The organism is Mesorhizobium sp. BHscii, assembly GCF_053848065.1.
In genome coordinates, this window is sequence record NZ_JBSPKW010000001.1 from 115,162 (window position 1) to 130,851 (window position 15,690).

The following is a 15,690-nucleotide window of genomic DNA, read 5'->3' on the forward strand; positions in this document are numbered from 1 at the left end:
GGGTCTTGACCGCCCCCTTGGTCGCCTCCCCCGAGCCCGATCGCGACTGCCCGCTCTGCCCGCGGCTGCACGATTTTATCGCGCAATGGCGGCAGCGCGAGCCGTCCTGGTTCAATGCGCCGGTGCCGACCTTCCTTCCGCCCGAAGGCGAGGATGCGGTGCGGCTGCTGATCGTCGGACTGGCGCCGGGCCTGCGCGGTGCAAACCGCACCGGACGTCCCTTTACCGGCGACTATGCCGGCGACCTCCTCTACAACACGCTGATCGCGCACGGCTTTGCGCGCGGCCAATTCAAGGCGCGGCCCGATGACGGGCTGGAGCTTGTCGGCACGGCGATCACCAATGCGGTGCGCTGCGTGCCGCCGGACAACAAGCCGGTCGGCGCCGAGATTGCCACCTGCCGGACGTTCCTGGTGCCGACGATCGCGCGGTTCAAGAACCTGCGCGCCGTGCTGGCGCTGGGCTCGATCGCGCACCAGTCGACGGTGCGGGCGCTCGGCCAACGTGTTGCTGCTTATCCGTTCAAGCATGGCGGGCAGCAGCAAACCAATGGCGTGACGCTATTTTCCAGCTATCACTGCTCGCGCTACAACACCAACACCGGCGTCCTGACCGAAGAGATGTTCGTCTACGTCTTCAGCCAGATAGAAGAGTTTTTGCAGAAATAAGAGTCGGACGCGCCGCCGTCAGTTGGCTAGAAGCCCTCCAGGACGATCTTTCCCTTGGCCTTGCGGCTCTCGATCAGCGCATGGGCGCGCTTCAAATTGGCGGCATTGATGAGGCCGCCAGTCTCGCCAAGCGTCGTCCGGATCGCGCCAGTGTCAACGAGCCTCGCCAATTCGTTCAGATATTCGCCCTGCGCCGCCATGTCCGCCGTCTCGAACATCGAGCGGGTGAACATGAACTCCCAATGCACCGAGACGCTCTTGCGCTTGAAAGGATTGATGTCGAGCGATTTCGAATCGTCGATAACCGCGAAACGTCCTTGCGGCGCGATCAACTCGGCGATCTGGGCCAGATGCTCGTCAGTGTTCGTCGTCGAGAACACGAAGCTAGGGGCACCGATGTCCAGTGCTGCGACTTCGGCCGCCAGCGGCTTGGAATGATCGACGACATGGTGGGCGCCGAGCCCGAGCGCCCAGTCCCGTGTTTCGAGCCTCGACGCGGTGGCAATCACCGTCAGACCGGTCAGCTGTCTCGCAAGCTGCACTGCGATCGATCCGACGCCGCCGGCGCCGCCGATGATCAGGATGGCGGGTGCCGCACCCGCAACGGGCTTTCTGACGTCGAGACGATCGAACAGGGTCTCCCAGGCAGTGACCGCCGTCAACGGCAGCGCTGCTGCTTCCGCATAGCCGAGTGAGGTCGGCTTGCGGCCGACTAGCCGCTCGTCGACACAATGGAACTCGGCATTGGTGCCTTGCGGCGCAAGGGCGCCTGAATAGAAGACATCGTCGCCGACCCTGAAGAGCTCAGCGCCCGGGCCGGTCGCGACAACCCGGCCGGCGGCATCCCAACCGAGCACCCGCCATTGGCCGGCTTCGGGAGCGATGTTGCGCCGCACCTTGGTGTCGACCGGGTTGACCGAGATCGCCTTCACCTCGACCAGCAGGTCGCGTCCCTTGGGGTCCGGCTTCGGCAGTTCGATGTCGACGAGGGAGGCCTCGTCCGTGATGGGAGCTGGAATTTGATAACCGACGGCGCGCATCTTCATCTCCGTGATCGCTGTTGTAAGGGATAGAAATGCTGTCTACGATCACCATGCGCAAGAATGCACATATAAAGCACATAGTGTAGAAAAGGATACCGTTATGCCGCGCATTCGCCACGAGCGATTTGATTGCAGCTCGGGCTGCACCGTGGAGGGAACGCTCCGCTATATCGACGGAAAGTGGAAAGGCGTCGTGCTCTACCATCTGTTCGAGGGCACATTGCGCTTCAACGAGATTCGCCGGCGGATACCGAATTGCACGCAACGCATGCTGACCAATCAGCTCCGCGAGCTGGAGGCGGATGGGCTGATCGCCCGCAAGATTTATCCGCAGGTGCCGCCGAAAGTGGAATACAGCCTGACGCCGCGCGGCAGGAGCCTGGAACCGGTGATCACCGCCCTGAAAACCTGGGGCGATGCAAATGTGGCCCTCGGTCCGCAGACGTCGCAAGCCGCGGCGTAAGAGCGGCAGAGAGGCACCTTACCGGAAGCGATGTCCCTGAATCCGTTCAGGGTGTTCGCGGGTTTCTGAAGGGATGGATTCAGGTGGCGCCGCGAACAGCGTAGTCAGCATTTCCTGCCCGCCCTGAAGGACATTCAGATCGACATCGCCGCTGACGCCGTCGACGCGACCGCTGTCGTGGTACTGCCAATAGATCCAGTCGTCATGACCTGGCCACAGCGCCAGTGAACGAACCCAGTGCGGGCGACCGACGATCTGGCCGGCGTAGGCCCGTGCGGCCTCGTCGGTCACATAGAGGATCGCCGTTTTGCCGAAAGCTGCCTCGACAGGGCCGAGGAAAGCCGAGAGTTCGACATTCAATTCTTCGGGCGATGGCCGCCGCGGACAATTGCCGACGAACTCGATATCCACCACCGGCGGCAGCAGCGGTTGATCGCGCGGCACGACGGAGATGAAATTCTTCGCCTGATCGGCGCCAGGCCTGCAGAAGGTGAAGAAATGATAGGCACCGACTGCCAAACCAGCCGCGCGGGCCTCGCGCAGATTGGCGTCGAAGGCATCATCGACGTGGTCGCCGCCCTCGGTTGCCTTGATGACGGCGAAGGCAACATCGTCGGCGGCAACACGCTGCCAGTCGATCTGCCGCTGGTGATGGGAAACGTCGATGCCCCTGACCGGATACTTGCCGCGATCCGGAGAAAACGGACGGAGGTAGAAATAGCCGCCGGCCGCGACGAGGCACGCCAGGATCAGGCTGGCCGCACCCCAAAGGACGATCCGGTTCTTCATCCGGTCCTTCAAAAGAGTGGCTCCCAGCCTACCCACGCTCCTTCAGCAGCCGGCCCTTCTCGCGCGACCAGTCGCGCTGCTTTTCGGTTTCGCGCTTGTCGTGCAGTTTCTTGCCGCGGCCAACGGCAAGCAGCAGCTTGGCCCGGCCCTGGTCGTTGAAATAGATTTTTAGCGGCACCAGCGTCATGCCTTCGCGATCGACACTCTGCGACAGCTTGGCCATCTCGCGCTTGTTGAGCAGGAGTTTGCGGCGCCGGCGCGGCTCGTGGTTGAAGCGGTTGGCTTGCAGATATTCCGGCAGATAGGAGTTGATCAGCCAGATCTCACCGCCCTCGACCGAGGCGTAAGAGTCCTGGATGTTGGCCTGGCCCTGGCGCAGCGATTTCACCTCGGTGCCGGTCAGCACCAGGCCGGCCTCGATCGTGTCGAGCACCTCATAGGAAAACCGCGCCTTGCGGTTTTCCGCAACGGTCTTGTTGTTGGGATCGGCTTTTCTGACTTGATTCATGATGCGGAGAGGTGGCGCCTCATCCCTAATTAATCAAGCCGGCGTGCTTCATGGCTGCATCGATCTTCTCGGCGGTCGACTGCTCGACGGTGACCAGCGGTGAACGCAGCACGTTCTCGACCTTGCCGAGCTTCGACAGCGCATATTTCGCGCCGGACACGCCGGGCTCCAGGAAAATCGCCTTGTGCAGCGGCAGCAACCGGTCCTGCAAGTCCAGCGCCTTGGCGTTCTCCCCGGAAAGCGTCGCCTCCTGGAAATCGGCGCACAGCCGCGGCGCGACATTCGCCGTCACCGAGATGCAGCCGACGCCGCCATGGGCGTTGAAGCCGAGCGCCGAGGCATCCTCGCCGGAAAGCTGGATGAAATCCTTGCCGCAGGTCGCGCGCTGCTCGGAAACCCGCTCGACCTTGCCGGTGGCATCCTTGACGCCGATGATGTTCCTGAAGTCACGCACCAGCTCGCCCATCGTCTCGGGCGTCATGTCGATCACCGAGCGCGGCGGAATGTTGTAGATGATGATCGGCAGGCTGGTCGCCTTGGCGACGGCGGCGAAATGGGCGTAGAGACCGCGCTGCGTCGGCTTGTTGTAGTAAGGCGTGACGACGAGTGCAGCGTCGGCGCCCGCCTTCTCGGCATATTGCACCAGGCCAACCGCCTCCTCGGTGTTGTTGGAGCCGGCGCCGGCGACGACCGGAGCGCGGCCCTTGGCGACCTCGATGCACACTTTGACTACGTGGCGGTGCTCGTCATGCGACAGCGTCGGCGACTCGCCGGTGGTGCCGACCGGAACCAGACCGGTCGTGCCTTCGTCGATCTGCCAGGCAACGAGAGCGCGAAAGGCTTTCTCGTCGAAACGGCCGCTCTTTTCGAACGGTGTCACGAGCGCGGTAAGCGAGCCTCTCAGCATGTCGTCCAACTCCCTGGGACTAGCACATGACCCCGAAAATCGGAGTCGATTTTCGCTGGGGATCATGCGCCAAATTTAAAGTGCTACAGCGTCCTTTGCGCGTCTGAGACGACGCACGGCGCTGTAGGTGTTTTGTCGTGCGCGCCTTCTAGCCGAAAGCGAAGCGGCGCACCATAGTCTCGACACTGTTGCGCGGCAAGCATGGTGGTAATGCCAGCAAGCGCAATTTGAAAGGCCTCGATAGCGTTGTTTACGGGCTCTTCATCACAGCCAACTAGGCTTCGGTTGATCTGTGCCTGTTGGTAATGTGTAGACAGGAAATGATGAAGACCATGCCGACCAGGCAGCCTCATTTTTTTGCGCTGCTTGGCGCAATTCTCCTGCTGACGCCGAGCCTTGTGGCCGCGGGCAAGATCGATGTGCAGGTCACGTCGGCCATACCGATACCAAACCTGCAGGATACGGGCCTGCACGATACGGGATCTCCATCCGTCAGTGTCGCCAGGCTGAAAAGCGGCCTCGATGCGCTGGCGGCAAACGACATCGCCGGTGCGCTTCAAGTGCGCGAAACCCTGCCGGTCAATTCGCTCGACCGGCACATCCTTGCCTGGGCGATCGCACTCTACGGCGGCGACAAGGTGCCAAGCGGCGACATCGCCGATGCTGCGAAAATGCTGCCGAACTGGCCGGGCTTGATCGCCTTGCGCAAGAACAGCGAGCGCGCGCTCTATCGCGAAAACCCCGCGCCTGAGATCGTGGTGCAGGCATTCGGCGGCAGCCAACCGCAGACAGTCGAGGGCGTGGTCATCCTCGCCCGCTCCTATGTTTCGCAGGGCAACGTCGAGGCAGCGCGCTCGGTGCTGTCGCCTTTCTGGCGCACTGAGAAACTGGAAGCCAAGGACGAAGCGGCGATCATCTGGGAATTCGGCAAGCTCATCGCCGCCGCCGACCACAGCTTTCGCATGGAGCGCATGTTCTATGCCGACCGGGTCAATTCCGCGCTGCGCGTCGCCGGCCTTGCCGGCGCCCAACAGCTGGCCGATGCCTGGGCAGCGGCGGACAGGGGCGACAAGAAAGCGGCCAAACTGCTGAAGGCGGTGCCCGCTGCGCAGCGTTCGGCCGGCTATCTCTTCGCGCAAGCCCAATATCTACGCAAGCAGCAGAAGTTTTCCGACGCCGCCGCAGTGATGATGAAGGCGCCGAGCGACCGCAGCGCACTGATCGATCCGGATGCCTGGTGGGCCGAGCGCCGGGTGCTGTCGCGCGAACTGGTCGACCAGGGCGACATGAAGACCGCCTACAAAATAGTCGCAGCCCACGCCGCCGAAAGTGCTGCCAACGCGGCGGATGCGGAGTTTCATGCCGGCTGGTACGCGCTGCGCGGCCTCAACGAGCCCAACACCGCTGCCAGGCATTTCGCACGGATCGCCGATCTCGCCCAGGGGCCGATCTCGCTGTCGCGCGCCTATTACTGGCTCGGCCGTGCCGCCGCAGCCGGCGGTCCCGGCAGTGCGAAGGATAATTTCACCCGTGCCGCTGGTTACGGCACGACCTTTTACGGCCAGCTCGCCGGCGAGCGCGTCGGCCGGCAGGTCCTCAACATCGCCCATCCGCAGCCGAGCGCCGCCGATCAGCGGAATTTCGCCAATCGCGAGGCGGTCAGCGCCATCAAGCGGCTGCAGGAGGCGGGCTATGAGCGCTACGCCGACACGCTTTATCGCGACCTCGCCGGGCAGTTGACCAGTCCCGGAGAGCTGGCGTTGCTCGCCGCTATGGCGGAAAAGCAGGGCAACCATTTCCTGGCGCTGAAAATCGGCAAGATCGCCGGCGCGCGCGGCATCGATGTCGGCGCGCTGTCGCATCCGCTCGGCGTCATTCCCGCCACCGCCAACATTTCCGGCTCCGGCAAGGCGCTGGCCTATGCGATCGCTCGCCAGGAAAGCGAATTCAATATCGGCGCCGTCTCCAGCGCCGGCGCGCGCGGGCTGCTGCAGCTGATGCCGGGGACCGCCAGGCAATTGGCGAAGAAGGCCGGGATGACCTTCTCGCAGGCGCGGCTGACCACCGACGCCGGCTACAATGCGACGCTTGGCGCCGCCTTCCTGGGCGAGCAGCTCGGCCGCTTCGACGGTTCCTATGTGCTGACCTTCGCCGGCTACAATGCCGGCCCCAACCGCGCCGCCCAGTGGGTGGCTAGATATGGCGATCCGCGCGGCAAGGACATCGACTCAGTAGTCGACTGGATCGAGCGGATTCCTTATACGGAAACAAGAAGTTACGTCCAGCGCGTGATGGAGAATTACGAAGTCTACAAGATGCGCATTTCCGGCAAGTACGATATCGTTGGAGATTTGGTGAACGGGCGGAGTTGAAGAGCGTCGACGGCGTTCGAGCTTGGCGAATGCGTCGATGACGGCCAATCTTCCTCACGAGGGGGAGATCGGCAGTTTCGCCGGTCAGCCTTCCCGATTTGACCGCACCTTCCCTCGCCTGTAGCAGTCGGAGACTATCCGGCAGCAGCGAGGAACCACGTCTAGATGCCCAGCGACCAGGGTTTCTCCGATTTCTTCTACGCCTCGCCGGACGGGCTGCAACTTCACGCCCGTGTCTACGGCGAAGCGAATTCCGAACACTGGCCGGTCGTCTGCCTGCCTGGCCTGACCCGCAATTGCCGCGATTTTCATGAGCTGGCGCTGCACCTGTCGCGACGGGCGGAAGGTTCGCGAAAAATTGTCGCTTTCGACTACCGCGGGCGCGGGCAATCCGCCTACGACCCCGATATCGGCCATTACAATATCGGCGTTGAAGCCGGTGATATCCTCGCCGGGTTGGCGGCGCTGAGCATCGAGGCGGCGGCGTTCATCGGCACGTCGCGTGGCGGGCTGATCACCCATGTGCTCGGCACGATGCGGCCGGCCGTCCTTAAAGCCGTCGTCCTCAACGACATCGGCCCGGTGGTCGAGGCTAGCGGTCTCGCCTATATCCGCTCCTATCTCGAGCAGACACCAAAGCCGAAAACCCATGCCGAGGCGATCGGCGCCCAGTGCGGCGCGCATAGCAGCGACTTTCCAGCTCTGACCGAGGCGGATTGGGAGCGGATGGTATCGGCCCTCTACCGAGAGACGGATCAGGGGTTGGTGCCGGATTTCGACCCGAAGCTGGTCGATACGCTGGCGGGTCTCGATCTTACTCAGCCACTGGCAGATCTGTGGCCGCAGTTCGAGGCGCTGGCGGCCATACCCTTGCTCGCCATCCGCGGCGCCAATTCGAAGCTGCTTTCCGCCGAGACGCTCGAACAGATGCGAAAGCGTCACCCTTGGGTCGAGACGATTACGGTCGAGGGCCAGGGCCATGCGCCTTTCCTCGAGACCGGCGGCCTGCCCGGCGCCATCGCCAATTTTCTTGAAATGGCCGAGCAACGCATCGGCTCGAGCTAATGCTCGACAACTGAGGAATTTGTTTGAGGCAGTGCCGCAGCGCATCATGCTTTCGCGGAAAGGGGGACTTATCCTGCGAAGCGCCCAGCGCGAAGCAGGATGGCGGAGAGGATGGGATTCGAACCCACGAGAAGCTTTTGACCTCTACTCCCTTAGCAGGGGAGCGCCTTCGACCACTCGGCCACCTCTCCGTTGCGCCGGTGGATAAAGAAAAGCGCCGGCACAATCAACAAGCCGGCGCGATTATCATTGAAAAAACCGGCTTCCGCCAAATGGCGCTTTCGCCATGCGGCGATTCTGCGGCAATCCCTCGGCCGGCGACTCACGACATCGTCGCAATTCCGGCGGGCAAATTCCGGCGGGCAATTGTCGGAATCGGCCGGATTGCAAAGGTCTCGCCCAAGGGTTTCCGATAGCTCAATGGTTAACGGGAGCTTTCCGAGTGAGGCCAAATCGTGTCATTTGTGCAACAAGGCAGGGGGATAGCGCCTGCGCAGACCTTTCGCCGATACGATGGTGGTTGAACGCCGCCGCCTCATGGGTAATGTCGAATTCGAAGGAGCGGCGCGGTGCGCATCTTTTTCGGTAGTGGGGATGGGGCAGGGAACGCTGTCCTTCAGCAAAGAATACCCAGACCCGTTTTTTAACTTTTGACTGGAGGTCAGAAAATGAACATCAAGAGCCTTCTTCTTGGCTCCGCTGCGGCACTGGTCGCAGTTTCTGGTGCGCGCGCCGCCGACGCCGTCGTCGTTGCCGAGCCGGAACCCGCTGAATACGTCCGCATCTGTGACGTCTACGGCGCTGGCTACTTCTACATCCCCGGCACCGAAACCTGCCTGCGCATCGGCGGCTATGTCCGCTATGACATCGGCGTCGGCGACGTCGGCACGTTCACCGGTGCGACGAACTGGGACAAAGAGGACGGTGACGAGAACGACACCTATTGGAAGCGCGCTCGCTTCACGCTGAAGACCTGGACCGGCCAGGAAACCGAGCTCGGCACCTTGAAGACCTACACCGAGACCCGCTTCAACTTCGGCAACACTCAAGGCCGCGCCGGCAGCGAAACCGTATACGACCCAGACGTTGGGGATTACGTCACGACCTTTTTCCCCAACAACGCCGAGAACCGCACCGTTTCGCTGAACTTCGCCTGGATCCAGCTCGGTGGTCTCCGTGTCGGTAAGGACGAATCGGCCTTCGATACGTTCATCGGCTACGCCGGCAGCGTCATGAACGATACGCTGGTTCCCTACGGCGGCTTCGACACCAACGTCGTCCAGTACTATTTCGACGCCGGCAACGGCTTCTCCGCCGTGGTTTCGCTCGAACAAGGTTACGGCGACTTCACGATCGATAGCTACGTCCCGCATGTCGTCGGCGGTGTGAAGTGGACGCAGGGCTGGGGCGCGATCACCGGCGTCATTGCCTACGACAGCAACTATGAAGAAGTGGCCGGCAAGGTTCGCCTCGACGTCACCCCGATGGAGAACCTGTCGCTGTTCATCATGGCCGGCTACGGCACGGACGACAACTACACGGATGGCGGCTTCGCATTCCCCGCCGGCGGCCGCGGCATGTACAAGCTGTGGAGCGGCAATTGGGCACTCTGGGGCGGTGGCACCTACACCATCAACGAGAAGACCTCGTTCAACACCCAGATCTCGTATGACGAGGGCGAGAATCTCGGCGTCGTGGCGAACATCGCCTACGATATCGTCCCCGGCCTGACGATCACGGCTGAAGCCTCCTACTTCCATCTTGGTGATGAGAGCGTCAGCAACTGGACCGGTGCCGATGACGACGACAACTTCGGCGGCCAGCTCCGCTTCCAGCGCTCGTTCTAATCAGCAGCGTTTTGACTGAAATCGAACCCGGCGGGCAACCGCCGGGTTTTTTCGTATCGGCGTGGCTGTCAAGGGCGGAATGTATGGCGCGGCCGATACCGGCCATGGTCGTTCTGTGCTGGATCTTGGTCTGTGATTTCTGACAGTTGGAAGCCGATCGGCTGCGCAGAATGAAAGCAGCAGCGATCTATCGCGCCCCCTCTGTCCTGCCGGACATCTCCCCCACAAGGAGGGAGATCGGCAGCTTCGCTGACAGCGCCTGTTCATCAAGGTTGGAGAATCAGCGAAAGCCGCAATGACGGCCATCTCCCCCCTCGTGGGGGAGATGTCCGGCAGGACAGAGGGGGGCGCTATCCCTCTCGAAAGATTCTGCACCGCAGCAGCGCTTGCCAAGGAACAGAATAGGGAGTTCGTTCCCGCCCTTTCGGGGGAAGACGGCTACTGGCATTTAGCTGTTCGTTGGGATTGGCGGCTGAAGGTCGGTTGGGAGCAAGCCTAATGCGCTTGCGACCTCGCGGTCCACGCAATGTGGATTGCCGACCTCAAGTCAAATCTCTGCAAGATCGCCCAACGACTGTATAAGCGGCTGAATTTCGTTTTCATAATTCTTCCAGCGCTTGACCGACGATTTGTAAATCGGTTGACGAACCTGCCAGCGACTGGGCGTGTTGACCGAACCATCCCGATCGAAAAAGCGCAGGCAGGCGTCGTCCCAAGGCAGCCCAAGATAATCTATGAGGCGGCGCGACTGCGCTTCCTGGTCATCAACCAGCGTTTCGTAGCGATTTTCGAAGATAAGGCCCGGAAAAACCTTGTTCCAATGCTGCATCAGGCGGTCATATTCGCGATAATACAGGCCTAGTGTTCGCAGATCGGTATTGTAGCTGTGTCCATCGCTGAAGTTCAGGACAAAGCAAGAGACGCAATTGTCGATGGCGTCACGACGGCAATGAATGATGCGCGCGTTGGGAAGCAGAAGGCCGATCAGGCCGATCAGTTCAAAATTGTGCGGCGTCTTATCCACTACACGAAGTGCGGCAGGTGCCCGCTCCCGCAAATAGGACAGATGCTCTTCAGCCAGCGTTCTGGACAGGTCCTCCGTGATCGACATGATTGGCCGGCTCAAATCTCTAGCCGATGAGGGTTTGAGACCGATCGCATTCGCGACCCGCCTTAGTTTGCTAAGCTCCCCTGCACCATGAACATCGGGATGGCTGGCGCAGATCTGTTCCGTGAGCGTCGTCCCCGAACGGGGCATGCCAACCACGAATACAGGCACTGCGGAAGGATTTCCATAGCCCGCCCTGGCAGCTAAAAAATCCGGCGTGAACGTTTCAATCATCGAGTCGATCCAGCGACTATACGAGTCGAGATCGAACTTATAGCCAGAGGCCTGTTTCGCCCTGTTGAAATGGGCAAACGCCTCTTCATAGCGCTTGAGGTCGTTCAGCACCTTACCGGCGGCGTGATGGAGTTGCTGGGCGGCTTCCGAACCAAGTTTCGGATTACCGAGTTCGCGAAGGATGGATTGGAGTTCCTCGGGCTCTTCGGTGAACTTTCGTGTCTGTACAAGGTCGTTGTAGGCAGCCGGCACCTCGATGCGACGTTCGATCGCTTCTTTCAGGTAGACGGCGGCTTCATCCATACGCCCCAAGCCGCTGAGCGCGCTGGCCAGACCCGCTCGAACCTTGGGATGGTCGCGGTTGATTTTCAGCGCCTTCTCGTAGAGCGGCAATGCCATGTCGGGTTTGTCGAACGCAATATAAGTTCGCCCCAATGCACAAAGTGCTTCGATAAGGCCGGGCTGCAGTTTCAAGGCATACTGCATATGCTTGATTGCTGGCGTATATTCGCTGACCTTCAGATAGGCTTCACCCAGGCTGAGGTGATAATAGGGATTTCCAGGCTCCTCGCCGACCGCCCGTGCGAAATATCGCAAGGCCATCTCATTATTGTAACCCAGATATAAGGTCCCCAGGATGTACAAGGCGAGCGGATGGTTTGGCGTGCGCGCCAGAACCCGAAGGCAAAGGTCCTGAGCCTCGTCAAGCCGCTTGGCCTGCTGAAGGGCATAAGCCTGTTTCAGCAGCGCGTCGTCGGCCTGCGCACGCGATTGGGCGTTTCCTTTCTGCAGGTTCACTAAAGGCTTCGCTATCGGCCCCTTCGCTTTCGGCGCGGGTCCGGGCTTGATGTGCTTTGACCAAGCAGGTGGGAGTCGATTGTTCATGATATCTCGCTAGCAAAAAGAGATATCTCGCTAGCAAAAAGAGCGGGGGAAATCCAGCATGCTGGTTGCAGCCAAGGCGGGAGCTTGCGCGGCCAACTGTGCCGCGCTAGCAAGAAGGCCCTTTTCGAACGAGCCTTTGCCATGCGCCAGCGCCCTCCCCTCACGCCGATCGTCAGTGCGCTTCCCTCGACGGTGCCGTTTGTCGGCCCGGAGGCACAGGAACGTGATCGGGGTCGTGCGTTTCGCGCCCGCATCGGCGCCAATGAGAGCAGCTTTGGCCCTTCGCCGCGCGTCGTCGCCCGCATGGCCGGCCTCGCCCGCGACATGTGGATGTATTGCGACCCCGACAATCACGATTTGAAGGTGGCTGTCGCTGCGCATCTTGGCGTCAGTGCCGAAAACGTGGTGGTCGGCGAAGGCATAGACGGGTTGCTCAGCCTGGTGGCGCGCATGTATGTGGCGCCGGGCGACGCGGTGGTCACCTCGCGCGGCGCCTATCCGACCTTCAATTTCCATATTGCCGGCGTCGGCGGCCGGCTGGTCCCGGTTCCCTACGAGAACGACCGGGAAAGCCTGGACGGCCTATTGGCTGCGGTGCGCAAAGAAAATGCGGCGCTGGTCTACCTGTCCAACCCGGACAACCCGATGGGCAGTTGGTGGGAAGCGGCCGAACTCATCCGCTTTATCGAAGCCCTGCCGGAGACCACAATGCTGGTGCTCGACGAGGCCTATGGCGAGTTGGGCCCGGCCTCGGCGCTGCCGCCGATCGATGTCGCGCAGCCGAACGTCATCCGCATGCGCACCTTCTCGAAGGCCTACGGGCTGGCCGGTATACGCTGCGGCTATGCGGTGGCCGAGGCCCAGGTGATCCGCGATTTCGAGAAGATCCGCAACCATTACGGCGTCAGCCGCATGGCGCAGATCGCCGGCGTCGAGGCGCTTGCCGATCAGGACTATCTACAAAGCGTGGTGACGCGGGTCGCTGCCGGCCGCCGGCGCATCGCCGAGATCGCCGAGGCCAACGGGCTGAAGCCGCTGCCCTCGGCGACCAATTTCGTCACCATAGACTGCGGCGGCGACGGCGCCTTCGCGCTGAACGTGCTGCAGGCGCTGCTGTCGCACGACGTGTTCATCCGCAAGCCGATGGTGCCGGTGCTCGACCGCTGCATCCGGGTCAGCGTCGGCCTCGACCACGAGCTCGACATTTTTGCTGAGGAACTTCCGGGCGCGTTGGCGGCGGCACGGGGGAACTGAAGGCGCTCCACCTTCTCCCCTTGTGAGGCCTTTGCAGAGAAGGCGTATGGACGTCGGGTGGGGGCATCGGCCTCCTTTGGGGGCCGGCGAAGCGCTGCTTGGCCGTTCGGCAAGACATTTGCCAGAGCAATCGGCCGATCCGGCCGATTGTGGACGGACTCCTGCTTATGCCGGCTTCTCGCCAGGCGGATGGAGGGCGCTGATCATGCGGCGCAGGTTGTAGGCGCAGGCGGCCAGTATGCATTGCGTGCGGTTGGCGGCGAGGTTGAAGAAGCGCAGACGCCGCATGGCATAGGTCTCCTTGAACACGGCGAAGGGCCGCTCGACCGCCGCCCGCATCTTGGCGATCAGCTGGTTGCGCAGCTTCTGGCGCGGCGGCAGCTTGGGATGATGTCTGTTGGGTCGCCGCATCAGGCGGTCCTTAATGCCTGCCTCGATCAACCGGGCATGTCTGGCGTGGGTATAATAAGCCTGATCGCCATAGACCGCCTTTTCATCGCCGCTGATCAGTGCGTCGGCCGGCTCGGTGTCGGTGACCGAGGCGTCGCTCACCTCGACGCGCCGGATCAGCGTATGATCCTGGTCGGCACCGATGTGCATCTTGTAGCCGAAGGTGCCCTTCTTGCCCTTCTTGCCCCAGCGCGCATCCTTGTCCGCCGATGGCTTGACCGGGCCCTGGTGGCCCTTCTTGGGTTGTTTCGGCGGGCGGCCGCGAGCTTGCAAGAACGAGGCATCGACCAGAGTACCGCGCTTGACGGTCAGGCCCTTCTCCTCAAGCTGGCGGTTGATCTCCTCGAACACCTTGTCGATCAGCCGCTCGCGCGTCAGCTCCTCGCGGAAGCGCCACAGCGTCGAATGATCAGGCGTGCGATCCGAGAGGCTGAAGCCGGCAAAGCGGCGGAACGACAGCCGGTCGCGGATCTGTGCCTCCAGCGCCGGATCGCTCAGCCCATGCCATACACCCAACAACAGGCAGCGCATCAGCACCGGTGCCGGATAGCTGGCCGTGCCTGGCCCGGCTCCGCTGCGTGCGCCCAAAAGCCCGTCGATCGGACCCCAGTCGATCTCTTTCGCAACAAGATCGAAGATCGTCTCATCCGACACCGCAAGACCGTCCGCCAAGCTCAACTGACCAAGCACACGATCAACCATCCGCGAATCTCCCGTAGTGACCAACACTACAGAATCACAATCAGATTCTGTGCAAAGGCCTCCTTGTGGGAGAAGGTGGATCGGCGCGTAGCGCTGAGACGGTTGAGGGGTGTTGGACGGAGTGCCGGCGGTGCCAAGCTGGAACACCCCTCATCCGACCTCGCGGAGCCTGTCCTCGGGCTTGCCGGAGGCAAGACCCGTGGGCGAGGCCAACTTCTCCCACAAGGGGACTGTTGCACAATTCTTGGTTTGTGATTCTCTGAGATGGAAGTTCGGAGGGAATCACGATGGCGGTGAAGCGGACGGGTCAGTTGAGTCTTGCGGAGGCTTTTCTGGGCAGCAAGCTGGCGGGCGGTTCTTCGCAGCTCGACCGGTTGTCGGATCTGGTGAAGTGGTATCGCTTCGAGAAGCTGCTCGCACCGCTGCGCGATGGCGGTCCCGGTCGGGCTGCCTGGCCGCAGCTGGTTCTGTTCAAGGCGCTGCTGCTGCAGTCGCTCTATGGGCTCTCGGACGGGAGCTGGAGGAAGCGCTTGGCGACCGGCTGTCGTTCCGGCGCTTCGTCGGGCTGGGTCTTGAGGAGAGCATTCCCGACCACACGGTGCTTTCGCGCTTTCGCAACCTGCTTGTCAGCGAAGGGCTGCTGGAGAAGCTGTTTGGCGAACTGGACCGGCAGCTGGAGAAGGCCGGCGTGATCCTGAAGCGCGGCACGATGCTGGATGCAACGCTGATCGATGCGGTCTCGTCGCCGCCGACGGGCGAGCGGCCGTCGAAGGATGCGGATGCCCGCTTCACCGCACGGCAGGGCAAGGGCGGGTTCACCTTTGGCTACAAGGCCCATGTCGGCGTCGACGAGGGCTCGGGACTGATCCGCACGGTGATCACCACACCGGCCAACGTCAACGACACGGTGATGGCCGATGCCTTGATCCGTGGCGACGAGAGGGAGATCTGGGCGGACGCCGCCTATGACACCCATGCGCGCCGCGCCCGGCTCAAGGCCGAGGGTAAGAAAGCCCGCATTGCGCGCCGTCCCAACAAGCACCATCCCGAGTTGCCGCCGCGGATCAAGCACTACAACCGCCTCATCGCCAGACGCCGGGCGACAGTGGAAACCACCTTCGCCACGCTCAAGAACCGCAGGAAGCTGACCACGATCCGCTATGTCGGACTGGCCAGGGCAGCAGGCCAGGTGACGATGGCAGCAATCGCCTTCAACATGCGCCGATGGGTGGCCATCACGGGATAGGTGCGCCCGGATTCCGGCCACACAGGGCCGGACCGCCGCCTGAACCCAAACAAGACGCCAAATCCCCCGCAAACAAGCGAACAACCGCTGCAATCTCGCCGCCGCCAGATTTCGCTCGCAACTGTGCAACAGCCCCACAAGGGGAGAAG

Annotated in this window: 12 protein-coding genes, 1 tRNA gene and 1 pseudogene; 7 read left to right on the forward strand and 7 right to left on the reverse strand. The window is 62.1% G+C overall.

The features are described from left to right. Positions 1 to 5 precede the first annotated feature (5 nt). Positions 6 to 668: a uracil-DNA glycosylase gene (locus tag ACWTU7_RS00605; RefSeq protein ID WP_455837316.1), complete on the forward strand. Its 663-nt coding sequence runs from the start codon at positions 6 to 8 to the stop codon at positions 666 to 668. Between the two features lie 26 nt (positions 669 to 694). Here the strand turns inward: ACWTU7_RS00605 and ACWTU7_RS00610 are convergent, their stop codons facing one another. Next, positions 695 to 1,708: a zinc-binding alcohol dehydrogenase family protein gene (locus ACWTU7_RS00610; protein ID WP_455837317.1), complete on the reverse strand. Its 1,014-nt coding sequence runs from the start codon at positions 1,706 to 1,708 to the stop codon at positions 695 to 697. Positions 1,709 to 1,811: 103 nt separating this feature from the next. Between ACWTU7_RS00610 and ACWTU7_RS00615 the strand changes: the two genes are divergently transcribed. Next, entirely contained in the window at positions 1,812 to 2,174 is a 363-nt protein-coding gene (locus ACWTU7_RS00615) for a winged helix-turn-helix transcriptional regulator (protein ID WP_455837318.1), read from the forward strand. Positions 2,175 to 2,192: 18 nt separating this feature from the next. Here ACWTU7_RS00615 and ACWTU7_RS00620 read toward each other — a convergent pair whose 3' ends face one another. From ACWTU7_RS00620 to dapA, 3 genes are read right to left on the reverse strand one after another with little or no spacing between them, the layout of a single operon-like run. After that, entirely contained in the window at positions 2,193 to 2,963 is a 771-nt protein-coding gene (locus ACWTU7_RS00620; RefSeq protein ID WP_455837319.1) for a glycoside hydrolase family 25 protein, read from the reverse strand. Between the two features lie 28 nt (positions 2,964 to 2,991). Further along, the gene (gene smpB / locus ACWTU7_RS00625) at positions 2,992 to 3,471 is read right to left on the reverse strand and encodes an SsrA-binding protein SmpB (protein ID WP_006202221.1); all 480 of its coding nucleotides are present in this window, start codon (positions 3,469 to 3,471) and stop codon (positions 2,992 to 2,994) included. Positions 3,472 to 3,496: 25 nt separating this feature from the next. Further along, positions 3,497 to 4,378 (reverse strand): 4-hydroxy-tetrahydrodipicolinate synthase, encoded by an 882-nt coding sequence (dapA, locus tag ACWTU7_RS00630; RefSeq protein WP_455837320.1) that lies wholly within the window; start codon positions 4,376 to 4,378, stop codon positions 3,497 to 3,499. 332 nt (positions 4,379 to 4,710) lie between these two features. On the opposite strand from dapA, the gene ACWTU7_RS00635 reads away from it, so the two are divergent. Both ACWTU7_RS00635 and ACWTU7_RS00640 read left to right on the forward strand, forming a co-directional pair. Continuing rightward, entirely contained in the window at positions 4,711 to 6,750 is a 2,040-nt protein-coding gene (locus tag ACWTU7_RS00635) for a lytic transglycosylase domain-containing protein (protein WP_455837321.1), read from the forward strand. Between the two features lie 165 nt (positions 6,751 to 6,915). Then, entirely contained in the window at positions 6,916 to 7,815 is a 900-nt protein-coding gene (locus ACWTU7_RS00640; protein ID WP_455837322.1) for an alpha/beta fold hydrolase, read from the forward strand. Positions 7,816 to 7,915: 100 nt separating this feature from the next. Here ACWTU7_RS00640 and ACWTU7_RS00645 read toward each other — a convergent pair. After that, positions 7,916 to 8,006, reverse strand: a tRNA-Ser gene (locus ACWTU7_RS00645). Positions 8,007 to 8,483: 477 nt separating this feature from the next. Here ACWTU7_RS00645 and ACWTU7_RS00650 point away from each other — a divergent pair. Beyond that, on the forward strand, positions 8,484 to 9,662 hold the full coding sequence (locus ACWTU7_RS00650) for a porin (RefSeq protein ID WP_455837324.1): 1,179 nt from the start codon (positions 8,484 to 8,486) through the stop codon (positions 9,660 to 9,662). A gap of 547 nt (positions 9,663 to 10,209) precedes the next feature. Here the strand turns inward: ACWTU7_RS00650 and ACWTU7_RS00655 are convergent. Continuing rightward, entirely contained in the window at positions 10,210 to 11,889 is a 1,680-nt protein-coding gene (locus tag ACWTU7_RS00655) for a tetratricopeptide repeat-containing sulfotransferase family protein (RefSeq protein ID WP_455837325.1), read from the reverse strand. A gap of 141 nt (positions 11,890 to 12,030) precedes the next feature. Here ACWTU7_RS00655 and ACWTU7_RS00660 point away from each other — a divergent pair, with 141 nt between their 5' ends. After that, positions 12,031 to 13,143, forward strand: a complete 1,113-nt coding sequence (locus ACWTU7_RS00660) for a pyridoxal phosphate-dependent aminotransferase (protein ID WP_455837326.1) — start codon at positions 12,031 to 12,033, stop codon at positions 13,141 to 13,143. 165 nt (positions 13,144 to 13,308) lie between these two features. On the opposite strand, the gene ACWTU7_RS00665 is transcribed toward ACWTU7_RS00660, so the two are convergent. Continuing rightward, complete coding sequence (locus tag ACWTU7_RS00665; RefSeq protein WP_455837327.1) at positions 13,309 to 14,295, reverse strand: IS5 family transposase; 987 nt, start codon at positions 14,293 to 14,295, stop codon at positions 13,309 to 13,311. Between the two features lie 287 nt (positions 14,296 to 14,582). Between ACWTU7_RS00665 and ACWTU7_RS00670 the strand changes: the two are divergent. Continuing rightward, positions 14,583 to 15,541: pseudogene (locus tag ACWTU7_RS00670) on the forward strand (IS5 family transposase). Positions 15,542 to 15,690 lie beyond the last annotated feature (149 nt).

Coding starts and splice junctions, on each gene's coding strand:
- ACWTU7_RS00610 (WP_455837317.1), bottom strand. CDS start 1,708: ATGCGCGCCGTCGGTTATCAAATTCCAGCTCCCATCACGGACGAGGCC.
- ACWTU7_RS00615 (WP_455837318.1), top strand. CDS start 1,812: ATGCCGCGCATTCGCCACGAGCGATTTGATTGCAGCTCGGGCTGCACC.
- ACWTU7_RS00620 (WP_455837319.1), bottom strand. CDS start 2,963: ATGAAGAACCGGATCGTCCTTTGGGGTGCGGCCAGCCTGATCCTGGCG.
- smpB (WP_006202221.1), bottom strand. CDS start 3,471: ATGAATCAAGTCAGAAAAGCCGATCCCAACAACAAGACCGTTGCGGAA.
- dapA (WP_455837320.1), bottom strand. CDS start 4,378: ATGCTGAGAGGCTCGCTTACCGCGCTCGTGACACCGTTCGAAAAGAGC.
- ACWTU7_RS00635 (WP_455837321.1), top strand. CDS start 4,711: ATGCCGACCAGGCAGCCTCATTTTTTTGCGCTGCTTGGCGCAATTCTC.
- ACWTU7_RS00640 (WP_455837322.1), top strand. CDS start 6,916: ATGCCCAGCGACCAGGGTTTCTCCGATTTCTTCTACGCCTCGCCGGAC.
- ACWTU7_RS00650 (WP_455837324.1), top strand. CDS start 8,484: ATGAACATCAAGAGCCTTCTTCTTGGCTCCGCTGCGGCACTGGTCGCA.
- ACWTU7_RS00655 (WP_455837325.1), bottom strand. CDS start 11,889: ATGAACAATCGACTCCCACCTGCTTGGTCAAAGCACATCAAGCCCGGA.
- ACWTU7_RS00660 (WP_455837326.1), top strand. CDS start 12,031: ATGCGCCAGCGCCCTCCCCTCACGCCGATCGTCAGTGCGCTTCCCTCG.
- ACWTU7_RS00665 (WP_455837327.1), bottom strand. CDS start 14,295: ATGGTTGATCGTGTGCTTGGTCAGTTGAGCTTGGCGGACGGTCTTGCG.